General features: G+C 58.6%; 15 protein-coding genes. 11 read left to right on the top strand and 4 right to left on the bottom strand.

What is annotated here, in order from left to right:
* Positions 1 to 294: 294 nt before the first annotated feature.
* The 6 genes from ACJ8HB_RS20640 (at position 295) to uspE (ending at position 5,826) form a co-directional block, all read left to right on the top strand.
* Positions 295 to 1,461, top strand: a complete 1,167-nt coding sequence (locus ACJ8HB_RS20640) for an SIS domain-containing protein (protein WP_094860159.1) — start codon at positions 295 to 297, stop codon at positions 1,459 to 1,461.
* Positions 1,462 to 1,470: 9 nt separating this feature from the next.
* Entirely contained in the window at positions 1,471 to 2,325 is an 855-nt protein-coding gene (locus ACJ8HB_RS20635) for a tagatose bisphosphate family class II aldolase (protein WP_047567312.1), read from the top strand.
* A gap of 308 nt (positions 2,326 to 2,633) precedes the next feature.
* Complete coding sequence (locus ACJ8HB_RS20630; RefSeq protein ID WP_047567309.1) at positions 2,634 to 2,945, top strand: hypothetical protein; 312 nt, start codon at positions 2,634 to 2,636, stop codon at positions 2,943 to 2,945.
* A 220-nt stretch (positions 2,946 to 3,165) separates the two neighbouring features.
* On the top strand, positions 3,166 to 3,690 hold the full coding sequence (ogt, locus tag ACJ8HB_RS20625; RefSeq protein ID WP_047567308.1) for a methylated-DNA--[protein]-cysteine S-methyltransferase: 525 nt from the start codon (positions 3,166 to 3,168) through the stop codon (positions 3,688 to 3,690).
* Positions 3,691 to 3,971: 281 nt separating this feature from the next.
* On the top strand, positions 3,972 to 4,736 hold the full coding sequence (locus ACJ8HB_RS20620) for an FNR family transcription factor (protein WP_033634646.1): 765 nt from the start codon (positions 3,972 to 3,974) through the stop codon (positions 4,734 to 4,736).
* 127 nt (positions 4,737 to 4,863) lie between these two features.
* Complete coding sequence (gene uspE / locus ACJ8HB_RS20615) at positions 4,864 to 5,826, top strand: universal stress protein UspE (protein ID WP_033648422.1); 963 nt, start codon at positions 4,864 to 4,866, stop codon at positions 5,824 to 5,826.
* Positions 5,827 to 5,880: 54 nt separating this feature from the next.
* Here the strand turns inward: uspE and pntB are convergent, their stop codons facing one another.
* The 3 genes from pntB to ACJ8HB_RS20600 all read right to left on the bottom strand — a co-directional run bounded on the left by pntB (position 5,881) and on the right by ACJ8HB_RS20600 (position 9,234).
* Positions 5,881 to 7,275 carry a Re/Si-specific NAD(P)(+) transhydrogenase subunit beta gene (gene pntB, locus ACJ8HB_RS20610; RefSeq protein WP_047567305.1) on the bottom strand — a complete coding sequence of 465 codons (1,395 nt, stop codon included), beginning with the start codon at positions 7,273 to 7,275 and terminating at the stop codon, positions 5,881 to 5,883.
* A gap of 10 nt (positions 7,276 to 7,285) precedes the next feature.
* On the bottom strand, positions 7,286 to 8,815 hold the full coding sequence (gene pntA, locus ACJ8HB_RS20605) for a Re/Si-specific NAD(P)(+) transhydrogenase subunit alpha (RefSeq protein ID WP_047567303.1): 1,530 nt from the start codon (positions 8,813 to 8,815) through the stop codon (positions 7,286 to 7,288).
* A gap of 149 nt (positions 8,816 to 8,964) precedes the next feature.
* A complete protein-coding gene (locus ACJ8HB_RS20600) occupies positions 8,965 to 9,234 on the bottom strand; it encodes a hypothetical protein (protein WP_141240932.1) in 270 nt (89 codons plus the stop codon).
* A 118-nt stretch (positions 9,235 to 9,352) separates the two neighbouring features.
* Here ACJ8HB_RS20600 and ydgH point away from each other — a divergent pair, with 118 nt between their 5' ends.
* The 4 genes from ydgH (at position 9,353) to ACJ8HB_RS20580 (ending at position 13,079) form a co-directional block, all read left to right on the top strand.
* Positions 9,353 to 10,303, top strand: coding sequence for a DUF1471 family protein YdgH (gene ydgH / locus ACJ8HB_RS20595; RefSeq protein WP_004938291.1), 951 nt, complete (start codon positions 9,353 to 9,355; stop codon positions 10,301 to 10,303).
* Between the two features lie 244 nt (positions 10,304 to 10,547).
* A complete protein-coding gene (locus ACJ8HB_RS20590) occupies positions 10,548 to 11,939 on the top strand; it encodes an amino acid permease (RefSeq protein WP_047567300.1) in 1,392 nt (463 codons plus the stop codon).
* A gap of 225 nt (positions 11,940 to 12,164) precedes the next feature.
* Positions 12,165 to 12,650, top strand: a complete 486-nt coding sequence (locus ACJ8HB_RS20585) for a hypothetical protein (RefSeq protein WP_033634651.1) — start codon at positions 12,165 to 12,167, stop codon at positions 12,648 to 12,650.
* A gap of 33 nt (positions 12,651 to 12,683) precedes the next feature.
* Complete coding sequence (locus ACJ8HB_RS20580) at positions 12,684 to 13,079, top strand: pyridoxamine 5'-phosphate oxidase family protein (RefSeq protein ID WP_047567298.1); 396 nt, start codon at positions 12,684 to 12,686, stop codon at positions 13,077 to 13,079.
* 99 nt (positions 13,080 to 13,178) lie between these two features.
* On the opposite strand, the gene ACJ8HB_RS20575 is transcribed toward ACJ8HB_RS20580, so the two are convergent.
* On the bottom strand, positions 13,179 to 13,589 hold the full coding sequence (locus ACJ8HB_RS20575) for a hypothetical protein (RefSeq protein WP_025302970.1): 411 nt from the start codon (positions 13,587 to 13,589) through the stop codon (positions 13,179 to 13,181).
* A gap of 184 nt (positions 13,590 to 13,773) precedes the next feature.
* On the opposite strand from ACJ8HB_RS20575, the gene folM reads away from it, so the two are divergent.
* A complete protein-coding gene (gene folM, locus ACJ8HB_RS20570; protein WP_047567296.1) occupies positions 13,774 to 14,496 on the top strand; it encodes a dihydromonapterin reductase in 723 nt (240 codons plus the stop codon).
* Positions 14,497 to 14,540 lie beyond the last annotated feature (44 nt).

The raw sequence follows: 14,540 nt of genomic DNA, 5'->3' as shown, positions 1-14,540 counted from the left end.
TAGATATAAGTATTTTTAAAATAACCGATTGCATTTCAGCGTTTCGTTTGCTGTAATTCGCCATAACTAACTGAAAGCGTTCCGGTCGGTATCGCCGCGGCTTATTAAGCCGTGGTCGGGCACGGCTACCGGTAAATCAGGAGTTTGCGTTAATGCCCAATACCGCAAAACGCCGGGAATTAATTATCGACCCGCAGCAGTGCAGGATCGGTGCTTGCCTACAGGCGCTGCACCATTGAGGGAGCGACGTGATTATCGCCGACCGTTAACCAAGGCTTTTAAGGAGTTGTCATCATGAACGCGTATTTCTCTTACGAGGCGGATTGGCTGAAGCAGCGCAACGCCTGGCACACCGCCGCAGAGATTTGGCAGCAGCCGGAGCTGTGGGCGGCGCTGCACCGGCAATTGCAGGATCAACAGGCGCAGTGGCAGCCGTTCCTGGCGCCGCTGCTGGCCAATCCGCACCTGCAAATCGTGCTGTGCGGCGCCGGCAGCTCGGCGTTCGCCGGCCGCGCCCTGGCGCCCTGGCTGCGCGAACGAACCGGCCGCGACGTGGCGGCCTACGGCACCACCGATATCGTCGCCAATCCGCTGCAGTATCTCGACCCTGAGCGGCCGACGCTGCTGGTCTCCTTCGCCCGCTCGGGCAACAGCCCGGAGAGCGTGGCGACGGTGGAGCTGGCCGATCAGCTGCTGCCGGAAAGCTATCACCTGATGCTGGTATGCAACCCGGACAGCCGGCTGGCGCAGTATGCGCATCAGCGTGGCAACGTCTGTTCGCTGGTGATGCCGCAAGGTTCCAACGATCAAAGCTTCGCCATGACCTCCAGCTTCAGCTGCATGATGCTGAGCGCCGCGCTGTTGCTCGGCCCGGCTTCGCTCGAGGCCGCCCAGGCGCCGCTCAACGCCATGGTGCAGCGCTGCCGCACACTGCGCGAAACGCTGCAGCCGCAGGTGAAGGCGCTGGCCGCCAGCGGTTTCCGCCGCTATATCACCCTCGGCGGCAGCTGCTTTACCGGCCTGGCGGAAGAGGCCTCGCTCAAGATGCTGGAGCTGACCGCCGGCCGCATCGTTACGCGCTACGACTCGCCGCTCGGCCTGCGCCACGGCCCGAAATTCATGGTCGACGGCCAGACCCTGGTGGTGCTGATGTTCTCCCACGGCGACTACGCCCGCCAGTATGACCGCGATCTGTGGAACGAACTGCAGCGCGACGGGCTGGCGATGCAGTTGGTCGGATTGACCGGCGAGCGCCAACCCCTTTCCGATGCCCTGCTGCCTATGCACGACGCGGCCGACGATATCTGGCTGCTGTTCCCGTACCTGCTGTTCACCCAGATGCTGGCCTTCGAGAGTTCGCTGGCGCTGGGGCTGCCCCCGGACAATCCTTGCCCGACCGGCGAGGTCAACCGGGTGGTGAAAGGCGTGACGATTTACCGTTTTCCTTCCCCGGTGCTGTAAGGAGATCCCATGTATCTGATAGCCAACCGAGAAATGCTGCTCAAGGCGCAGCGTCAGGGTTACGCCGTCCCGGCGTTTAACGTCCACAATCTGGAAACCGTGCAGGTAGTGGCGGAAACCGCCGCCGAACTGCGCTCCCCGGTGATCATGGCCGGCACGCCCGGCACCTTCAGCTATGCCGGCACCGACTACCTGATCGGCATTTGCCAATCTGCCGCGCACCGCTACGATCTGCCGTTGGCGCTGCATCTGGATCATCACGAAGCGCTGGACGACATCGAGCACAAGGTGAAAAGCGGCATCCGCTCGGTGATGATCGACGGTTCGCATTTGCCGTTCGAGCAGAACATCGCCAAGGTGGCCGCCGCAGTGGCCCTGTGCCATCGCTACGGCGCCAGCGTGGAAGCGGAGCTGGGGCGCCTGGGCGGGCAGGAAGACGATCTGATCGTCGATACGGCCGACAGCTTCTATACCGACCCGGCGGCGGCACGCGAGTTCGTCGCCGCCACCGGCATCGATTCGCTGGCGGTGGCGATCGGTTCCGCCCACGGCCTGTATCACGGCGAGCCGAAGCTGGACTTCGAGCGCCTGGCGCTGATCCGCGAACAGGTGGACGTGCCCCTGGTGCTGCACGGTGCCTCCGGCATTCCGGAGGCGATGGTCAAGCGCTCGATTTCGCTCGGCGTCTGCAAGGTCAACGTCGCCACCGAATTGAAAATCGCCTTTGCCGATGCGGTAAAAAGCTACTTTTCACAGCACCCGGATGCCAATGACCCGCGCAAATACATCGTCCCCGGCAAGCTGGCGATGAAAGAAGTTGTGGCGGAAAAGATCCGCATCTGCGGCAGCAGCGGTATGCTGTAACCCCCCGCTCGCCCCCGGTTCCTGCGGTTGCGCCACGGGGGCGAAAACATCCCGCCCTTTCCCGCTCTCCTGAGAGAACGATCACAGCCTTTTTACCCTGTTCGCGCCGGAAATCATTAAGCGGACTTCACTATGATCCAAATCATGGTTTTACCCACCCTACCTCCTTATTATCAAATTCATTGAATGCAGGCAGTAGGATTTTTGCCCATTCGTTTTTATTTTGCCAGGCGAAATAGCTTATTTTATGAAAACAAGGGTGCTTGTTTTTTAATTGGCAGTGTTTTTTACTCTGAGAGGAACAGCGTATGAACCATTACTTAACCGTATTAAGCGCATTGGTCATTCTGCCCTTCGCTCTGCAAGCAAAACCGCTTTCCGGCAGCCAGGTCGCCTCCGGTATCGTGCGCTTCACCGGCGCCATTACCACCCCGACCTGCACCATCACGCATCAGGATGAACAGCTTGTCTCCAACTGCTTCGGCAAAGTGACCGAATATCAGAACGGATATATTTCCTCTTCGTTAAAAGAGATGCCAAAAGAATTAGTCTCTGCCGTCACCAGCGAAATAGTGAATAACGATCCCCGTTTAAAGCGCGTGACCATCAGCTATAAGTAACGCCAACGCGCCAATGCCTGGTGAAATAATAAACAGAACACAACTTGGCCTTGATTACTTATAAATTTATTTTATAAATTCATCGGGCAATGACTCCCCGTATTTTCCTGATCCGGCTATTTGGGCAATCCTGCGGTTGCCCATCAGCATGTCCGAAATCCGCCATCGCTTCCCCCGCTTTCATGCGATAATCGCCATACCAAACCGAGGAGTGATCCAGATGCAGACTTTTTTGATTGATCGTACCGCCACGCCGGTGGGAGAACTGGTGCTGATTGCCGATGAACAGGGGCGCCTGCGGGCGATTGACTGGACCGATCACGAAGCGCGCCTGATGAAGCTGCTGAATACCCACTACCGCGCCGATCGCTTCACCCTGCGCGAGCAGCGCGATCCCGGCGGCCTGACCGATGCGATGCAACGCTATTTCGCCGGTGAGCTGAGCATTATCGATCGGCTGCCGGTGATGACCGCCGGCACCGAGTTCCAACGCACCGTATGGCAACAGCTGCGCCAAATCCCGTGCGGCGAGATCCTGACCTACGGCCAGCTGGCGCAACGCATCGGCCGTCCTACCGCCTCGCGCGCGGTCGGTATGGCCAACGGTTCGAATCCGATCAGCATCGTGGTGCCCTGCCACCGGGTGATCGGTTCTCAGGGCGCGCTGACCGGCTATGCCGGCGGCGTACAGCGCAAGCAGTGGCTGTTGCAGCATGAAGGCTACCTGCCGAAAAGTTTGCTGTAGCCGCGACGATGAGCTCATCCAGCGCCATTGTTTGGCGCTGCTTAATAAAGCACGTTGCTCAACGCCGCGCTCGTCCCCGCTTTGGCACTATCAATAACTTGTGTGAATAAAACGCATAAGTCACAAATAATACTCATAACTTCAGTCCCATACAGAATAATCGGCGGTATGTGTGCGCAAAATTCGCACACAATACCCCTATTCATGCTAATGCCACCCTTATCAGCTGCTGCAAAAGATGTTAAAATTGACTCATATCAATTATTGAATGAGCGTAATCTATGATCCCGGAAAAACGCGTGATTCGTCGTATCCAGTCTGGTGGTTGTGCGATCCATTGCCAGGACTGCAGCATCAGCCAGCTGTGCATTCCTTTCACCCTTAATGCCCACGAGCTGGACCAGCTCGACAACATTATCGAGAGGAAAAAGCCCATCCAGAAAGGCCAAACCCTGTTCAAGGCCGGTGACGAGCTGAAGTCGCTGTACGCGATCCGTTCCGGGACCATCAAAAGCTATACCATCACCGAGCAAGGCGACGAGCAGATCACCGGCTTCCACCTCGCGGGCGATCTGGTGGGCTTCGACGCCATCGGCGGTCTGAAGCACCCGAGTTTTGCCCAGGCGCTGGAAACCTCGATGGTGTGTGAGATCCCGTTCGAAACCCTCGACGATCTGTCCGGCAAAATGCCTAACCTGCGTCAGCAGATCATGCGGCTGATGAGCGGCGAGATCAAAGGCGACCAGGACATGATCCTGCTGCTGTCGAAGAAAAATGCCGAAGAGCGCCTGGCGGCGTTCGTTTACAACCTGTCGCGCCGCTTCGCGGAGCGCGGCTTCTCACCGCGCGAGTTCCGTTTGACCATGACCCGCGGCGACATCGGCAACTACCTCGGCCTGACGGTGGAAACCATCAGCCGCCTGCTGGGCCGCTTCCAGAAAAGCGAAATCCTCAGCGTGAAAGGCAAATACATCACCATCGAAAACGCCGACGCCCTGTCGGTGCTGGCCGGTACGCCGCGCATCAACGTGTCCGTTAACGCCTGATTCTCCTGCCGGATCAACATTTCACTGAAATTGTTGATCCGGCGCCGCTTCTGTTGTTGTTCTGTTTTTCAATGTTGGGTTACTCTGTAAATTAACAGACTGTTGATTTCAGCTGTAAGGAGGCCCTATGGCGAAGTATCAGAATCTTCTGGTGGCTATTGACCCCAATCAGGACGACCAGCCGGCATTGCGCCGCGCCGTGTACCTGGTGAAACGGAACGGCGGGCGCATCAAAGCCTTCCTGCCCATTTATGACTTCTCTTACGAAATGACGACCCTGCTCTCTCCGGACGAAAGAACGGCGATGCGGCAAGGTGTGATCAGCCAACGCGCCGCCTGGATCAACGAGCAGTGCCGCTTTTACCTCAACGACGGCGTGCCGATCGAAATCAAAGTGGTCTGGCACAACCGCCCCTTCGAAGCCATCATTCAGGAAGTGCTTTCCGGCCAACATGACCTGCTGTTGAAAATGGCGCACCAGCACGACCGGCTGGAATCGGTGATCTTCACCCCCACCGACTGGCACCTGCTGCGAAAATGCCCTTGCCCGGTGTGGATGGTGAAAGACCAGCCCTGGCCGGAAGGCGGTAAAGCGCTGGTGGCGGTCAACCTGGCCAGCGAAGAACCCTATCACGATCCGCTCAATATCAAACTGGTGCAAGAAACCGTCGAACTGGCGCAGAACGTCAACCAGACCGAGGTTCACCTGGTCGGCGCCTATCCCGTTACTCCGATCAACATCGCCATCGAGCTGCCCGATTTCGATCCGAGCGTCTACAACGACGCCATCCGCGGCCAGCATCTGATCGCCATGAAGGCGCTGCGGCAGAAATTCTGCATTAAGGAAGAATTCACCCACGTGGAAAAAGGCCTGCCGGAAGAGGTGATCCCCGATCTGGCCGAACACCTGCAGGCCGGCGTGGTGGTTCTGGGCACGCTGGGCCGCACCGGCATTTCGGCGGCCTTTATCGGCAACACCGCGGAACATGTGATCGACCATCTGAAATGCGATCTGCTGGTGATTAAGCCGGAGAACTTCAACTGCCCGATTGAGACGGATGAAGACGATGAGCACGATGACGAAGATTAACCCTCGCGCATAAAAAACGGGCCGCTAAGCGGCCCGTTTTTTTTGGTTGCTCAATTACTTCTGCAATGCCCGCAGAATCGCTTCCACGCTGTCTTTGGCGTCGCCGAACAGCATCTGGGTGTTCTCCTTGAAGAACAGCGGGTTCTGCACGCCGGCGTAGCCGGTGTTCATCGAGCGTTTGAACGCGATCACGTTCTGCGCTTTCCACACTTCCAATACCGGCATGCCGGCGATCGGGCTGCGCGGATCCTCCAGCGCCGCCGGGTTCACCGTGTCGTTGGCGCCGATCACCAGCACGGTGTCGGTATCCGGGAAATCTTCGTTGATTTCATCCATCTCCAGCACCACGTCGTACGGCACCTTCGCCTCCGCCAGCAGCACGTTCATGTGGCCCGGCAAACGCCCCGCGACCGGGTGAATGCCGAAACGCACCTTCACGCCGCGCGCCCGCAGTTTCTCGGTGATTTCCGCCACCGGATATTGCGCCTGCGCCACCGCCATGCCGTAGCCCGGGGTGATGATCACCGAGGTGGAGTTCTTCAGCTGCTCGGCCACCTCTTCCGCTGTGGTTTCACGGTATTCGCCCATCTCTTCGGCGTCGCCGGTAGACGAACCGTCACTGCCGAAGCCGCCGGCGATCACGCTGATAAACGAACGGTTCATCGCCTTACACATAATGTAAGACAGGATCGCACCCGAAGAGCCCACCAGCGCGCCGGTGACGATCAGCAGATCGTTGCTCAGCATGAAGCCCGCCGCGGCGGCCGCCCACCCCGAGTAGGAGTTGAGCATCGACACCACCACCGGCATGTCGGCGCCGCCGATCGAGGCCACCAGATGCCAGCCGAACGCCAGCGCGATCGCCGTCATCAGCAGCAGCGTCACCACCTGCCAGCCCACGCTGTCGGTACGCACGAACGCCACCAGCAGCAGGAACGAGATCACCAGCGCCGCCAGATTCAGCTTGTGGCGGTTCGGCAGCATCAGCGGCTTGGAAGAAATGATGCCGCGCAGCTTGCCGAAGGCGACGATCGAACCGGTGAAGGTGACCGCGCCGATAAAGATGCCGAGGAACACTTCGGTCAGATGGATGTTCGCCATCACCGGCTCCATCGGCGCGCCGTGATCCAGGTAGCTGTTGAAGCCGACCAGCACCGCCGCCAGGCCAACGAAGCTGTGCAGCACCGCCACCAGTTCCGGCATTTCGGTCATCTCGACCTTCCTGGCCAGATAGACGCCGATCGAGCCGCCGATGATCATGGCGATGATGATCCAGCCGACGTTGCCGGAATCCGGCCCCAGAATGGTAGCGAGCAGCGCGATCGCCATACCTGCGACGCCGAACAGGTTGCCCTGCTTCGACGTTTCATGGCGCGACAGGCCCGCCAGGCTGAAAATAAACAAAATAGCGGCAACAATGTATGCAGCTGTAACCAATCCTCCAGACATTTGCTACCCCTTAGTTCTTGCGGAACATCTTCAGCATGCGTTGAGTGACGGTGAACCCGCCGAAAATATTGATGCTGGCGATCAGCACGGCGATAAAGGAGAGAAAACTCACCCAGCCGCCATGGCCGATCTGCAACAGCGCGCCGACCACGATAATCCCTGAGATCGCGTTGGTAACCGACATCAACGGGGTATGCAGCGCATGGCTGACGTTCCAGACCACGTAGTAACCGACCACGCAGGCCAGCGCGAACACGGTAAAGTGCGACAGGAACTCTTTCGGCGCCGCGTCAGCCAGCCAGCCGAACAGCAGGATCGCCAGAGCCATCAGGCCGTACTTCAGCCACGGCGAGGTCGGTTTGGCTTCGGGTTTGGCGGCCGGTGCGGCGGCGGGCGCCGCTTTCGGCTGGACGGAGACCTGGATCGGCGGCGCCGGCCAGGTGATTTCACCGCTGCGCACCACGGTAACGCCGCGGATCACCGTATCGTCGAAATCGATGTCGATCTCGCCGTTTTTCTCTTTCGACAGCAGCTTCAGCAGGTTGACCAGGTTGGTGCCGTAAAGCTGCGAAGATTGGGTCGGCAGGCGGCTCGGCAGATCGGTATAGCCGATGATTTTCACGCCGTTGTCGGTCACGGTAATGGTGTCGGCCACGGTCAGCTCGCAGTTTCCGCCGGTTTGCGCCGCCAGATCGACGATCACGCTGCCCGGCTTCATCGACGCCACCATCTCTTTGGTGATCAGTTTCGGCGCCGGTTTACCCGGGATCAACGCGGTGGTGACGATGATATCGACCTCCGCGGCCTGCGCGGCGAACAGCGCCATCTCGGCCTTGATAAAGGCTTCAGACATCACTTTGGCGTAGCCGTCGCCGCTGCCCGCTTCCTCTTCAAAATCCAGCTCGAGGAATTCCGCGCCCATGCTCTGCACCTGCTCTTTCACTTCCGGGCGGGTGTCGAAGGCGCGTACGATGGCGCCGAGGCTGCCCGCGGCGCCGATCGCCGCCAGGCCGGCCACGCCGGCGCCGATGATCATCACCTTGGCCGGCGGCACTTTGCCGGCGGCGGTGATCTGGCCGGTGAAGAAACGGCCGAACTCATGCGCCGCTTCGACGATCGCGCGGTAGCCGGCGATGTTGGCCATCGAGCTCAGCGCGTCCATCGACTGGGCGCGCGAGATGCGCGGCACCGAGTCCATCGCCAGCGCGGTGACGTTGCGCGCCGCCAGCTTGGCCATCAATTCGGGGTTTTGCGCCGGCCAGATAAAGCTGACCAGCGTGCTGCCTTCGCGCATCAAGGCGATCTCGTCGTCTTGCGGCGCGTTGACTTTCAGGATCAGATCCGACTGCCACACTTCGCTTTCGTCGACCAGCGCCGCGCCGGCGGCTTCGTAGGCGACGTCCTCAAAACTGGCCAGTTTGCCCGCCCCGCGTTCAATCGCGACGGTAAAACCCAGCTTCAGCAGTTGTTCCACCGTTTTCGGCGTGGCTGCGACCCGGGCTTCATTGGCCAACCGCTCTCTTGGTACACCAATACGCATAATGTTCCCTTCTCACCTGTCTTGGATGATGTTTATTATTTTCCTGCCCATAGCACGGCGTCACCGGCGGGCGTGGCATTAACTTGCCCACACTGATTTCAGACGCCAACTATAACCTACTGAAAATAAGGTCGATGATCCATAATTGCTTACGCATTCAGCTCTGTTTTTACATAAAAACGCCGCGCGTGATATGACAAATCGCAATTTACTGTGAAAAAATCCATACATAACAGCGCATTCTGCGTGACAAGAGATTTACGCCCGGCGTAACGATTTATGGCCATGCGCGGTGTAAAAGCATAAAAGTTATCATTTTGTGAATAATTAACATTAATGACACCAAAGCCGTTATTATGGAAACTTATGGCGATGGCGCCATCCGTGCGCCCGGCGTCACCGTCGGCGATTTGTCGCACGGGATAACATAAAATGCTGAGACAGTTTTCAGAATTACATGTAATAATCGACGGCTGAATTACACTTAAACAGTTCAGTACGTTATAAACGTTAATGCGCTAGGCGAAAGGATTTTTTATGAAGCTGAAGACCACGATCATCGCGTCAGCCTTGTTATCACTCACCGCGCTGTCTGCTCATGCGGCGCAAGAGTTAACTCCTGAGAAAGCAGCGGCGCTGAAGCCGTTTGATCGCATCACGATTACCGGCCGCTTCAATGCCATCAATGAAGCCGTCGACGCCGTATCCCGCCGTGCAGACAAACTGGGTGCCGATTCCTTCTATATCCAGGACAGCAACAACAGCAACAACGGCGGCAACTGGCGCGTCACCGCAGACCTTTATCATAAAGATGCGCCAGAAGTGAGCAAAACACCAAAATACCGCGTATTTAACGGCGTGAACGAACTGCCTAAAGAGGAAGCCTATCTGCTGGAGCCTTACGATACCGTGAGCGTCAGCGGTTTCTACCGCAGCCAGCCGGACATCAATGACGCTATCTCCAAAGAAGCGAAGAAAAAAGGTGCCGCCTCGTTCTTCATCGTGCGCCAGGTTGACGCCAACTCCGGCGGCAACCAGTTCGTTACCGCCTACATCTATAAGGCCGATGCGCCAAAACGCCGCGTGCAGAGCCCGGACGCCATTCCGGCCGATTCTGACGCCGGCCGCGCCGCACTGGCCGCCGGCGGCGCCGCTGCCGCGAAAGTCGAAATTCCTGGCGTCGCGTCTTCCGGTTCGCCAAGCCGCGAAGTGGGCCGTTTCTTTGAAACCCAGTCTTCTACCGGCCAACGCTATACCGTCACGCTGCCTAACGGCACTAAGATCCAGGAAGTGAACAACGTGACCGCCGCGCAGATGGTGCCGTTCGATTCCGTCACCTTTACCGGCCACTTCAACAGCATGACCGACGTGTCCACCGAAGTGGCGAAACGCGCGGCCGAGAAAGGCGCCAAGTACTACCACGTCACCCGTCAGTGGCAGAACAAGAGCGGCGGCAACCTGACCGTCAGCGCCGATCTGTTCAAATAAAACCCGCTTTTCGGTTTACCATCGGGCAGCCCTTGAGCTGCCCGTTTTTATTGCCGCTTTTTTCATCGCGCGTTGAATAGTTTTTTGTAAATTCCGCATATTCAATCATTGCATCTCTAATCATCCCTCCGTAAAATTTGCGCCAATTTTTAGGGCTATTGTCTATTCGCGCAGTGGTAGTTAATACATTGTTGCCACCAAGCAGTTCCCTTCCAGTTGTTTATTCTGCGTTCAGGATCCGTCATTGGAAAAAAAACTCGGTCTTACCGCGCTAACCGCTTTGGTGCTCAGCTCAATGCTGGGTGCCGGCGTGTTCAGTCTGCCGCAAAACATGGCGCAGGTCGCCAGCCCCGCCGCGCTGCTGCTGGGTTGGGGGATCACCGGCGTCGGCATTCTGTTTTTGGCCTTCGCCATGCTGTTGCTTACGCGTTTGCGTCCGGATCTGGACGGCGGCATTTTCACCTACGCCAAGGAAGGGTTCGGCGAGCTGGTGGGCTTCTGCTCCGCCTGGGGTTACTGGCTGTGCGCCGTGATCGCCAACGTCTCGTATCTGGTGATCGTGTTCGCGGCGCTGAGTATCTTCACCGATCGCGGCGGCAGCGTGATTCTCGGTGACGGCAATACCTGGCAGGCGCTGATCGCCGAATCCGCCCTGCTGTGGATCGTGCACGCGCTGGTGCTGCGCGGCGTGCAAACCGCCGCCAGCATCAATCTGGCGGCCACCCTCGCCAAGCTGTTGCCGCTGGGAATGTTCGCCGTTCTGGCGACGATCGCCTTTAAAATGGACGTGTTCACGCTGGATTTCAAAGGCATCGCCCTCGGCAAGCCGGTGTGGGAACAGGTCAAGGACACCATGTTGATCACCCTGTGGGTGTTTATCGGCGTGGAAGGCGCGGTGGTGGTTTCCGCCCGCGCCCGCAATAAGAAAGACGTGGGCCGCGCCACCATGCTGGCGGTGCTGTCGGCGCTGGCGGTGTATCTGATGGTGACGCTGCTGTCTCTGGGCGTGGTGCCGCGCAGCGAACTGGCCGAAATGCGCAATCCGTCGATGGCGGTGCTGATGGTGGAACTGATTGGCCCGTGGGGAGACGTGATCATCGCCGCCGGCCTGATCATTTCCGTATGCGGCGCCTACCTGAGCTGGACCATCATGGCGGCGGAAGTGCCGCTGCTGGCCGCGCAGCACGGCGCATTTCCACGCGTATTCGGCAAGCAGAACCGCCATCACGCCCCGTCCTCTTCGCTGTGGCTGACCAACATCGCGGTGCAGCTGGCGCTGGTGCTGATCTGGCTGACCGGCAGCAACTATAACTCGCTGCTGACCATCGCTTCGGAAATGATCCTGGTGCCTTACTTCCTGGTTGGCGCGTTTCTGTTCAAGGTGGCTTACCGCCGCCGCGACAAACGCCTGATCTTCGCCGCCACCGGTGCCTGCGTCTATGGCCTGTGGCTGCTGTACGCTTCCGGGCTGATGCACCTGCTGATGTCGGTGCTGCTGTATGCGCCTGGGCTGTTGGTGTTCATGTATGCCCGCCGCGGCCATCGGGACATCAATCTGCTCAACCGGCTGGAAAAGAGCAGCATCTTCTTGCTGCTGGCGGCCACGCTGCCTGCCGGTTGGCTTATGCTGCACTAAAATCGCCTGTCAATGCGGCTGCCCGTCAGCCGCATTTCGTTTCCCCCTTCTTTCTTCTTTCCCCGTTACCCCGCTACCCGTTGTTGATCCGTCAGTTGCTCCTCTTGCGATCTTAAATGCAATTAATTATCATTATCATTTGAGCATTAACGGCAAGACGCGAGTGCCCCCTGCCGAGAGGCGTCAGGAGGCGGGTTTAGACCGGCTGAAAATGGAAGGCATTTCATGGCTGAAAAACTGCTGCACGCATTACCCTTGTTTACCGCCTGGGAAGCGCTGATCGCCGAGGGCAACACGGCATTCAATCAGCGGCGCGATCGCCTGGCGATGGCGCACTACCAGCAGGCGCTGGAGGCCGCTCAGGCGCTCGTCGCCGAACGGCCCTGGCAAAACGCGGAATATACCGAACGGTTTGACGCACTGCATCTTTTCGAATCCGCCCTGGCCGCGCTGATCGTCACGTTCAACAACATCACCCATCTGCGCCTGCGGCAAAAGCCGCTTCGCGGCGTAGAACCCCACGTGCATCAGGCCCGGCTCGCCATCGAGCAACTGATGGACGACACCTCGCTGTGCGAACAGATGCAGCAGATCGCCGAACGGCACCTGCTGCGGTTCCGAATTGAAACGCTGCAGGCGCTGCGCGAGCACCGGCTGCCGGAAACCAGCGTCTGCGCGCCCGCAGCGAACCATTCCGCCACCGTGCATTAACAACGCCACCACGACCTGAGGGGTAATCTGCCAATGAATGAATTGAATGATGAGATGAAAAAGATGCTGGCCAAACAGCTGCCTGTGCAGGCGACCAGCAGCCCAAGCGGCGTGCCCGATATCGGCCCCAAGCGCTCTCTGCGCCTGTATGACGACCGTACGCTGATTTACAACGAAAATACCGGCGGCCAGACGCTGCAAAATATCAGGGAGGGATCGAAAATGGCCGTCGTGGTTATCGATCGCGAGGCGCTGGACGGTTACCGCTTCGTCGGCACCCCGGAACTGTTCCTGGCGGGCAAGCCGTTTGACGATGCGCTGGCGTTTGCAGAAAAAAATGGAATGAAACCGCCGAAATACGCAGTGCTGATTCATATAGACGGCATTTATACCCTGCGCTCCGGCCCCAATGCCGGGACCCGGCTTTAAAGGCAGGCCGCTACGCGGCGCGGAATATCACGTTCATGGTTAGGCTATCGCGGCAAGTCAATTGCCTAACCATCAACGAGTGGCCGGGTTGATTCCCGGTCAGCTTTTAGGGGGAATGGTGACGGTCATGCGCTCACCCACCAGGGCGATCGCGATGCCTTCCGCGCACTCTTTCTGAATAGCCGCCAGCTGCTGCGCCTCCAGCGCATAGGGCAGCTGAATATCAAATACCGTCAGACCCTGCTGCTGCGCCAGGTCAATCAGGCGCACGATATTGGTTTCATCGCTGACCTGGGTTGACACCACCTGCAGCGCCAGCTCTTTCAACTGCTCTTTGCGCGTTTGTGACGTGGTCACGCGCGATTTCAACACCATGCCGAAGATCGGCATCACACCATAAATAGCATCAACAAAGCGCCAGTGCTTCCTGCACGATGCGGACAGAAAATCCATATAGTCGAAACAGATTTTCTCACTGCGCGCGATGGATGCAAGGTGATTGCTGTTCATCCCCTCATTCCTCTCATGGCCAGTGTTAACCCGTGGTCTTTCAAGCCGCCGCCGGGCGACAACCTGAAATGCATTGGGGATCTTACATCCAGAAATGGATAATCATGCGAAGCTTTAACGACTTTCCGCCGTATGATGGCATAATTCCCCTATTGTTTGCCAGTCTGTCCAGGAGCTTTAATCAATGGAACACCCCAACTCTGCCCCGGTGCTGATTACCGGGGGGGCACGACGCATCGGGCTGGCGCTCGCCAGAGCGTTTCTCCAGCGCGGCGTTCCCGTCATCATCGCCTATCGCAGCGAATATCCGGCGATGGCCGAGTTGAAAGCCTTGGGCGCCTGCTGCATTCAGGGCGACTTTTCCACGCACGAAGGCATCTACCGTTTCGCCGACCAGGTGCGGCAGGTGGCGTCCAAATTGCGCGCGGTGATCCACAACGCCAGCGCCTGGCAGGCAGAGTCGCCGCAGGTGCCGCCGGAACAGGTGATGGCGGAGATGCTGCAAATTCACGTCTATACGCCCTATTTGCTCAACCAACTGCTTGAAACCTGCCTGACCGGCCAGGGCCAGGCCGGCGCGGACATTATCCATCTGACCGATTACGTGGTGGAAAAAGGCAGCGACAAACATATCGCCTACGCCGCCAGCAAGGCCGCGCTGGACAATATGACCCGTTCGTTCGCCCGCAAGCTGGCGCCGGAGGTCAAGGTCAACGCCATTGCGCCGGCGCTGATCATCTTCAATCCTGGCGACGACGAGGCTTATCGCCAGCAGGCGCTGGCGAAATCGCTGATGAAGGTCGCGCCGGGCGAGAGCGAAGTGGTCAACCTGGTGAACTACCTGCTGGAGAGCCGCTACGTCACCGGCCGCACCCACGGCGTCGACGGCGGCCGGCCGCTGCGCTGAGGCCAAGATCCGCATGGCGCATCGCCGCGGGCCGCGCTATGCTG

Origin of the sequence: Serratia sp. CY27727, assembly GCF_052169275.1 — a bacterium.
GTDB classification, from domain to species: domain Bacteria; phylum Pseudomonadota; class Gammaproteobacteria; order Enterobacterales; family Enterobacteriaceae; genus Serratia; species Serratia sarumanii.
This window is presented reverse-complemented; position numbering and strand designations above follow the sequence as displayed.